Genomic DNA, 6,417 nt, shown 5'->3' with positions numbered 1-6,417 from the left:
ATTTACGATCCCGGCGATCTGATTCGAATCAGCCATGGCGAGTTTCGGAAAAACTCCATCGCCCGTGACCGCAACCGGGCCCTCACATTCCTCGCAACCTAGAGTAACCAGTCGGCACGGAAAGTGACCTTCGCGCGGCCCTGGTGACGGACCGGGAGGTCAGAAGCGGTAACTGCTAGTGCCGGTCGGCGCTGTCGCGTACGCCTCCGCCGCTCCAGCCCTGGCGGCATCGCCGCGATCAGACCTCATGTCTAACAACTGTTAGACTCATGGCATGACCACCGTCAGTATGCGGGATCTCAGCCACGCCGTGGGTAGCTGGGTCGACCGCGCCCACGCGGGAGAGTCGATCATCATCACTCGCAACGGGCGGCCGTGGGCGAGGCTGGTGCCGGAACTGACCCAGGCCGGCAGCGACTACCTGGATCAACTCGTCGCGCAGGGGCGCGTCACCGTGCCCACGGCGGGCCTGGCTGATCTCCCCGAACCGGTTCCCACCGGCGGCTGGGACGGGCGCGATTCCACGGACGTCGTCGCGGAACTGCGCGAGGAGTCTGCGTGATCTATCTGGATTCCAGCGCGTTGGTGAAGCTGATCCATCCAGAGCTGGAGACACGCGCGCTGTGTCCTGGCTCGCCGCCCGGCCTGGCGTCTCGGTGTCATCTGCGCTTGCCGCGCTGGAAGTGACCCGCGCACTGCGTCGCAGCGACCCCGCCGCGCTTCCCCGGGTTCCCGGCGTCACGCTCGTGCCCGTCGAGGAGCCGATCCTCGTCTCCGCCGCGGCCTTGACGGATCCCTTGCTGCGGTCGCTGGACGCTCTTCATCTCGCGACGGCCCTCCGGCTCGATGTGCCGTCGCTGGTCTTCATCAGCTATGACAAACGCCTTTCCGCCGCGGCCGCCCAGGAACGTCTCAATGTCGCGGTGCCTGCCTGAGAGCGGGCTGGCCGCAGCTTTCGTGATTACTCGCACCTCTACCTCAGGGAGGTCGCCGCGTCGGCTCGGTGACACCTCCGCCCGCACCCGCCTGGACCGGCCGGGCACGCCCGGCGTGGCCCGGTGGAAACGTCAGGCTAGAGTCCGCCGAATGCCGATCAATGAGGTTTGTCAGCGGTGATGGGGCGGACGCACGCGCTGAGTGGTGCGGCGCTCTGGTTGGCGGTCGTGCCCTTCCTGGGCCGGGAGGACTGGCTGGGGACCTACGCGCTGTCGTTGTCGTCCCAGCAGGTGATCGCCGGCGGGGTGGTGGCCGCGGGTGCGGGTCTGCTGCCCGACATCGACCATCCCAACGGCCGGATCGCGAACACCCTCGGCCCGGTCACTCGGACGATCTGCCGATGGGTGAGCCGGGCCAGCGGTGGCCATCGGCATGCCACCCACTCCCTGCTTTTCGCGCTCGCCATGGGCGTTGCGATGAGCCTGTTGGCGGACCATTTACGGTATGGCTGGTGGGCGGCACTGTTCGTCCTCGTCGGCTTCGGGCTGCGCGGCCTCGGCCTGGACTTCAAGGGGCACGAGTTCTGGTCGGGGCTGAAGGACTGCGTGACGGCCGGGGTCGCCGTCTATCTGATGCACGGCCTGGACATGAGCTTCGTCGCCTACCCGGTTGTCCTGGGATGCCTTGCGCACCTGATCGGTGATTGCCTGACCCCCCGAGGCTGCCTCCTGCTCTGGCCGGTGAACTGGCGGATGGAGGTCGTCCTGGTCCCCCGCACCGACGGGAGGGCCGAACGCCTGGTGGTGGTGCCTGTGTTGGCCGGCGTCATCGTCATCCTGACGGTCCACGTGCTGGACGGCGCCCTGCTCTCCCACGGGTTGCGCTGACGCCTGTCTGACCGCGCTCACCTGGCCAGCCCTCGGCTCGGCGATCGAGCTGGCCAGGCGAGCGGGTGGCGCTGTTCCCTCCGGCGCGGCGGGTCCCGCCCATCAGTTCGTGCGGGTGGTGAGGTCGGCCGGTCACCGGTGCCGGCTCCTACCCGCGACGAATCGGTGGATGACACGGTCGCGGCGATCGTGCCGGAGCAGGGCGGTACGCCGTTCGGCTCGACCACCCTGCGGGAGCTGTGCACCCACACCTCGGGCCTGTCGCGGCTGTCCGGTGACGCCTGGATGTGGGCGCGAGTCGCGGGGTTCACCTATCTGGGTCTCGATCCCTATCGGGGCAGCGATGACCGGGCGGTGCTCGCCGCGGCTGGTCGTCAGCCGCTTCACGGGTGCGGCTGGCCGGTTACCCTTGATCTGGAGCATCGTGCCTGGGGCCGAGCGAGGGAGGTGCGCCATGACCGCGGAGATGGTCGCTCCTGCCTGGATGCACCAGCAGCTCACAGCGGAGCAGTACGACTCGCTGTCCGAGGAGCAGAGCCGGGGCATCGAGATCGTGGACGGGATGGTCGTCATGGTCCCCAGCGCCTCGCTGATGCACAACCGGCTGGCGAAGAAGATCGCAGTCGCGCTGGAGCTGGCTGGGGCGCCGGGGTGGTTCGCTGATCTTGACTTCGATGTCCGGCTCCAGGATGTTCCACTCACTGTCCGCCGGCCTGACGTCGTCGTGTACCGGGCAGGCACGGTCGACACCGTGCCGATGCGTCCGGAGAACATCCTGCTGGTCGGCGAGGTGGTCTCGCCAGGCTCGGAGACCACGGACCGCGTCTTCAAACCGGAGCAGTACGCCCGGGCCGGCATCCAGTTCTACTGGCGGGTCGAGCCGTCAGCAACGGGCGTGCCACTGGTTTACACATACGTGCTCGATCCCGCTGTACAGATCTACCGGGTCGGCGACGTTCACACTGGCGTGATCGAAGCCGTCGCGCCGTTTCCGGTGAAGATTGACCTGACCCAGCCTTGACTCGGTGCCCTGCCGCGATGGACCCCCGGCGGACGTGAGCCGGCTGGGCGCATGAGCAGACCACGGTGGCACGGCCGGCGGCGGCACGGGTGGTGCTCGGCCGGCTTGACCTGGAGCACGCTCGAAGGTGCAGACTCGATGATGCCGGCATACCGCTTGCCTGAGCGAGATGCCGGCTGATCCCTCATCGAGAGGACTCCGCCCAAGATTCAGTTCACCCAACTCGGTCGTTCCGGTCTGTCCGTCTCGCGTCTGTGCCTCGGCACAATGAACTTCGGCCCCCTGACCAGCGAGGACGACTCTCATAAGATCATGGAGTCGGCGCAGGAGTACGGCATCAACTTCTTCGACACGGCCAACGCCTATGGCCTGCGTTCGGCCGGTGTGTCGGGCCTTGGGGAGGGCAGGGGCCACACCGAGTCGATCATCGGCCGCTGGTTCGCGCGGGGCGGCGGGCGCCGGGAGCGCACCGTGCTGGCCACCAAGGTCTACAGCGCCATGGGGGAGTGGCCCAACGAGGGCAGGCTGTCGGCGCTCAACATCCGCCGTGCGCTGGACGCGAGCCTGACCCGCCTGCAGACCGACTACATCGATGTTTACCAGTTCCACCACGTCGACCGCGCCACCCCGTGGGATGAGATCTGGCAGGCCATCGACGTCGCCGTCACGGCTGGCAAGATCCTCTACGTCGGCAGCAGCAACTTCGCGGGCTGGCACATCGCCCAGGCGCAGGCTGCCGCGGCCCAGCGCGGGACGTTCGGTCTGGTCAGCGAGCAGCCGATCTACAATCTCCTTACCCGGGAGGTCGAGCTGGAGGTGCTGCCCGCCGCGCAGCACTACGGCGTGGGCATCCTGCCGTGGTCGCCGCTGCAGAGCGGGCTGCTCGGTGGCGTGTTGCGCAAGGAGCGCGAGAGCAGGCGGCGCCTCGAGGGCCGTGCCGCGCAGACCCTGGAGGCCAGGCGCCCCCAGATCGAGGCCTACGAGGACTTCGCCGCCGAGCTCGGCCACGAGCCCGGTGACGTCGCGCTCGCCTGGCTGCTGCACCAGCCGGCCGTCACCGCGCCGATCGTCGGCCCGCGCATCCAGCAGCACCTTGACGACGCTGTCCGGGCGCTCGACGTTCGCCTGGATGAGAAGGCGCTTGCCCGGCTGGACGAGATTTTCCCGGGCTACCGGACGGCCCCCGAGCACTTCGCCTGGTAGCAAAGATCGCCCTCTGCGTCAGCCACCGCGCGCGTGTCTGCGCAGGGCAGGAGTCGACCTGGGCGCTTGGCGCCATGTGGTGCCGAGCCCTGTGTGACCATGAAACGTAGCGTGCAGGCCCCGTCGTTCAGGGCGGGGTTAGCGCATCGACAACAGCGCCAGTCTGTCGAACAGGTGTGCTATTCTGATGGCTATGGGAAGCCGGACGATCAAGCGGGCATATCGCTATCGCTTTTACCCGGATCCGGAGCAGTCCGTGCAGCTTGCCATGACGTTTGGTTGTGTTCGCTACGTGTACAATCGGGCGCTTGCCGAGCGGTCCCGGGCGTGGCGGGAGGAGTAGCGTCGGGTCACCCATGCCGAGACCGACAGAATCGACCGGTTCTACCCGTCGTCGAAGACATGTTCGTCCTGCGGGGTGGTCGTCGCGGAGCTGCCGTTGCACATCTGGGAGTGGGAGTGGGAGTGTGTCTGTGGGGCGGTCCATGATCGGGATGTGAACGCGGCGAAGAACGTTTTGGCCGCAGGGTCCTCGGCGGTCTGTCCGCCGCCGACCGTGGGGCATACTGGGATCTTGGTGCCACCGCTGCGGTGTCGCTGATGACTAACTGACGGGACAGCCGGCGGAGCCTGCTCGACGACGTGACGGGCCGAGTGCACTCGTCCGAACCGCGACGAAATGTTCAGAGCGCGGCGGACCGCACTGGAGAGATCGTGCGACCCGCCGCGGCGGTCAGACGGGCTGCCTGTTGCAGCCGGGCAACATGGGATCAGTACCCCGGGTGGGCGGTCCGCGAAGCCAGCACATCATGCAGAATGTTGATGCGTTGCTGCAGATAACGGGTCTGCGAGCCGAACCAGCCAGGTGCCCAGAACCAGGACGTGAAGATACCGACCCGGGTCGGTGAGCCGACGAGCGCATGCGCGGCGTTGAGTCGCTTGGCGGTGGCGCCGAGGCCGACGAGGCCCCAGAACGGGATGAGCTGGTTCCACCACTGGCTGTTCGCCCTGCGCGGCTGGCCGAGGATCGCGGACAGCTCGCGGTTGATCCTGTCGTACCAGATGAGGTAGTAGATCGAGAACGTGATCACGCAGAGCCACCACAGGCCCCACGCGGCCTGCTTGCGCGGGATGGGGGGAATGGCGCCGATCGGAGGCTGGGCCGAGGCGACGGCCTGGCCGGGCCGGGGTGATAGCGGCGGATTCGGTATCTGAGCCGGCCACAGGTCGGCGCGCGGCGCAGCCCTCTGCTCACTGTCCGTCGGATAGTCTGCCTCAGTCATCAGACCTCCGGATGGATCGTCATGGTTCTTCCCGAAAACCAGAGGATCTCCGGGAGACCGGAGTGTAGCCCGCACCGCGAAACTGCGAATAGCCCGAGGGGTCTTGGAGCCAGACACCGACGTCGACCGGCCTCATCCGGACGCGAGGTAGGCATGCGAGAGCACGGCCAGTACATGGTCCGAACCGGCGAGGTTCCGGCCCGGCGAGGTTTCGGCCCGCCCAGGCGGTGACGTCGGTGCCCGGGACCGCGTGCCAGGCTCGCAGGTGCACAGCCCAGCCGTCGTCGCGCAGTTGCCAGGAGATCCACTCCGCTGAGCCCAACCGGCCCTGAAGGGGATCGATCGATGAGTCGCCGGTTCAACACGGCTGGTCCGTGCGCGCCAGCGAAGCATTACATGATCCCGGCGCTGGAACGGCTGCCGCAGGGGGCCCGGGCTCGTCGATCAGCAGGCATATTTTGTCGTGCATGCACCTCGGCAGACGGGTAAGACGACGGCTCTGCGGGCACTCGCGCGAGATCTGACCGCGCAGGGCCGGTACGCCGGGTTGCACTTCTCCTGCGAGGTCGGCGAGAGCGCTGGAGATGACTACGGGGCGGCGGGCCGCGACATTCTTGCCCAGATCCGCTTCAACGTCGATGATCACCTTCCGGCGGAACTGCACCCGCCGGCGTGGCCGGTCGAATCCGAAGGCTCCCTGCTCCAGGGAGCGCTCCGGGCGTGGGCACAGGCGTGCCCGCGTCCACTCGTGCTGTTCTTCGACGAGATCGACGCGCTCCGGGGCCTGAGCCTCGTCAATGTGCTCCGACAGCTCCGTGCTGGCTTTCCCGAACGCGCGTCCGGAGACTTTCCGCTGGCCCTACACCACACCCGACGGCACCCGCCACGTCCAACGCGAAGCCGTCGAGATCAAGACCTGGCGTCCGTCCAAGCCGAACCCGCTCCGATCGGGTCTCAAGCAGCTCGACGGCTATCTCGACCGTCTCCGGCTTGAGACCACTACCCTTGCCATCTTCGACCAACGCCTCAGTGAGCCATTCCCGGCAACGATTTGTGAGGTTGGGTAATTGTTGCGGGGTGTGAGTGT

8 protein-coding genes and 2 pseudogenes are annotated in these 6,417 nt (G+C 67.4%); 9 read left to right on the top strand and 1 reads right to left on the bottom strand.

Features of this window, described 5'->3' with window-relative positions:
• Positions 1–274: 274 nt before the first annotated feature.
• The 8 genes and pseudogenes from G6R25_RS19890 (at position 275) to G6R25_RS27965 (ending at position 4,648) form a co-directional block, all read left to right on the top strand.
• A complete protein-coding gene (locus G6R25_RS19890; RefSeq protein ID WP_163554157.1) occupies positions 275–562 on the top strand; it encodes a type II toxin-antitoxin system Phd/YefM family antitoxin in 288 nt (95 codons plus the stop codon).
• A 61-nt stretch (positions 563–623) separates the two neighbouring features.
• The gene (locus G6R25_RS19885) at positions 624–935 is read left to right on the top strand and encodes a type II toxin-antitoxin system VapC family toxin (RefSeq protein ID WP_235949184.1); all 312 of its coding nucleotides are present in this window, start codon (positions 624–626) and stop codon (positions 933–935) included.
• 180 nt (positions 936–1,115) lie between these two features.
• Complete coding sequence (locus G6R25_RS19880; protein WP_163554160.1) at positions 1,116–1,823, top strand: metal-dependent hydrolase; 708 nt, start codon at positions 1,116–1,118, stop codon at positions 1,821–1,823.
• A gap of 138 nt (positions 1,824–1,961) precedes the next feature.
• A pseudogene (locus tag G6R25_RS30890) lies at positions 1,962–2,105 on the top strand (serine hydrolase); the annotation flags it as partial.
• Positions 2,106–2,289: 184 nt separating this feature from the next.
• Entirely contained in the window at positions 2,290–2,844 is a 555-nt protein-coding gene (locus G6R25_RS19870; RefSeq protein ID WP_163554159.1) for a Uma2 family endonuclease, read from the top strand.
• 186 nt (positions 2,845–3,030) lie between these two features.
• Positions 3,031–4,047 carry an aldo/keto reductase gene (locus G6R25_RS19865; protein ID WP_336502165.1) on the top strand — a complete coding sequence of 339 codons (1,017 nt, stop codon included), beginning with the start codon at positions 3,031–3,033 and terminating at the stop codon, positions 4,045–4,047.
• Between the two features lie 193 nt (positions 4,048–4,240).
• A pseudogene (locus tag G6R25_RS19860) lies at positions 4,241–4,387 on the top strand (helix-turn-helix domain-containing protein); the annotation flags it as partial.
• Positions 4,388–4,420: 33 nt separating this feature from the next.
• Positions 4,421–4,648 carry a zinc ribbon domain-containing protein gene (locus G6R25_RS27965; RefSeq protein WP_268903858.1) on the top strand — a complete coding sequence of 76 codons (228 nt, stop codon included), beginning with the start codon at positions 4,421–4,423 and terminating at the stop codon, positions 4,646–4,648.
• A gap of 169 nt (positions 4,649–4,817) precedes the next feature.
• Here the strand turns inward: G6R25_RS27965 and G6R25_RS19850 are convergent, their stop codons facing one another.
• Positions 4,818–5,138 (bottom strand): hypothetical protein, encoded by a 321-nt coding sequence (locus G6R25_RS19850; RefSeq protein WP_136448807.1) that lies wholly within the window; start codon positions 5,136–5,138, stop codon positions 4,818–4,820.
• A gap of 655 nt (positions 5,139–5,793) precedes the next feature.
• On the opposite strand from G6R25_RS19850, the gene G6R25_RS19845 reads away from it, so the two are divergent.
• The gene (locus G6R25_RS19845) at positions 5,794–6,324 is read left to right on the top strand and encodes an ATP-binding protein (protein ID WP_235949180.1); all 531 of its coding nucleotides are present in this window, start codon (positions 5,794–5,796) and stop codon (positions 6,322–6,324) included.
• Positions 6,325–6,417: the final 93 nt, after the last annotated feature.

The organism is Candidatus Frankia alpina, from assembly GCF_902806485.1.
GTDB lineage: Bacteria > Actinomycetota > Actinomycetes > Frankiales > Frankiaceae > Frankia > Frankia alpina.
Note: the sequence above shows the minus strand (reverse complement) of the source record. Positions and strands in the feature narration are given on the sequence as shown.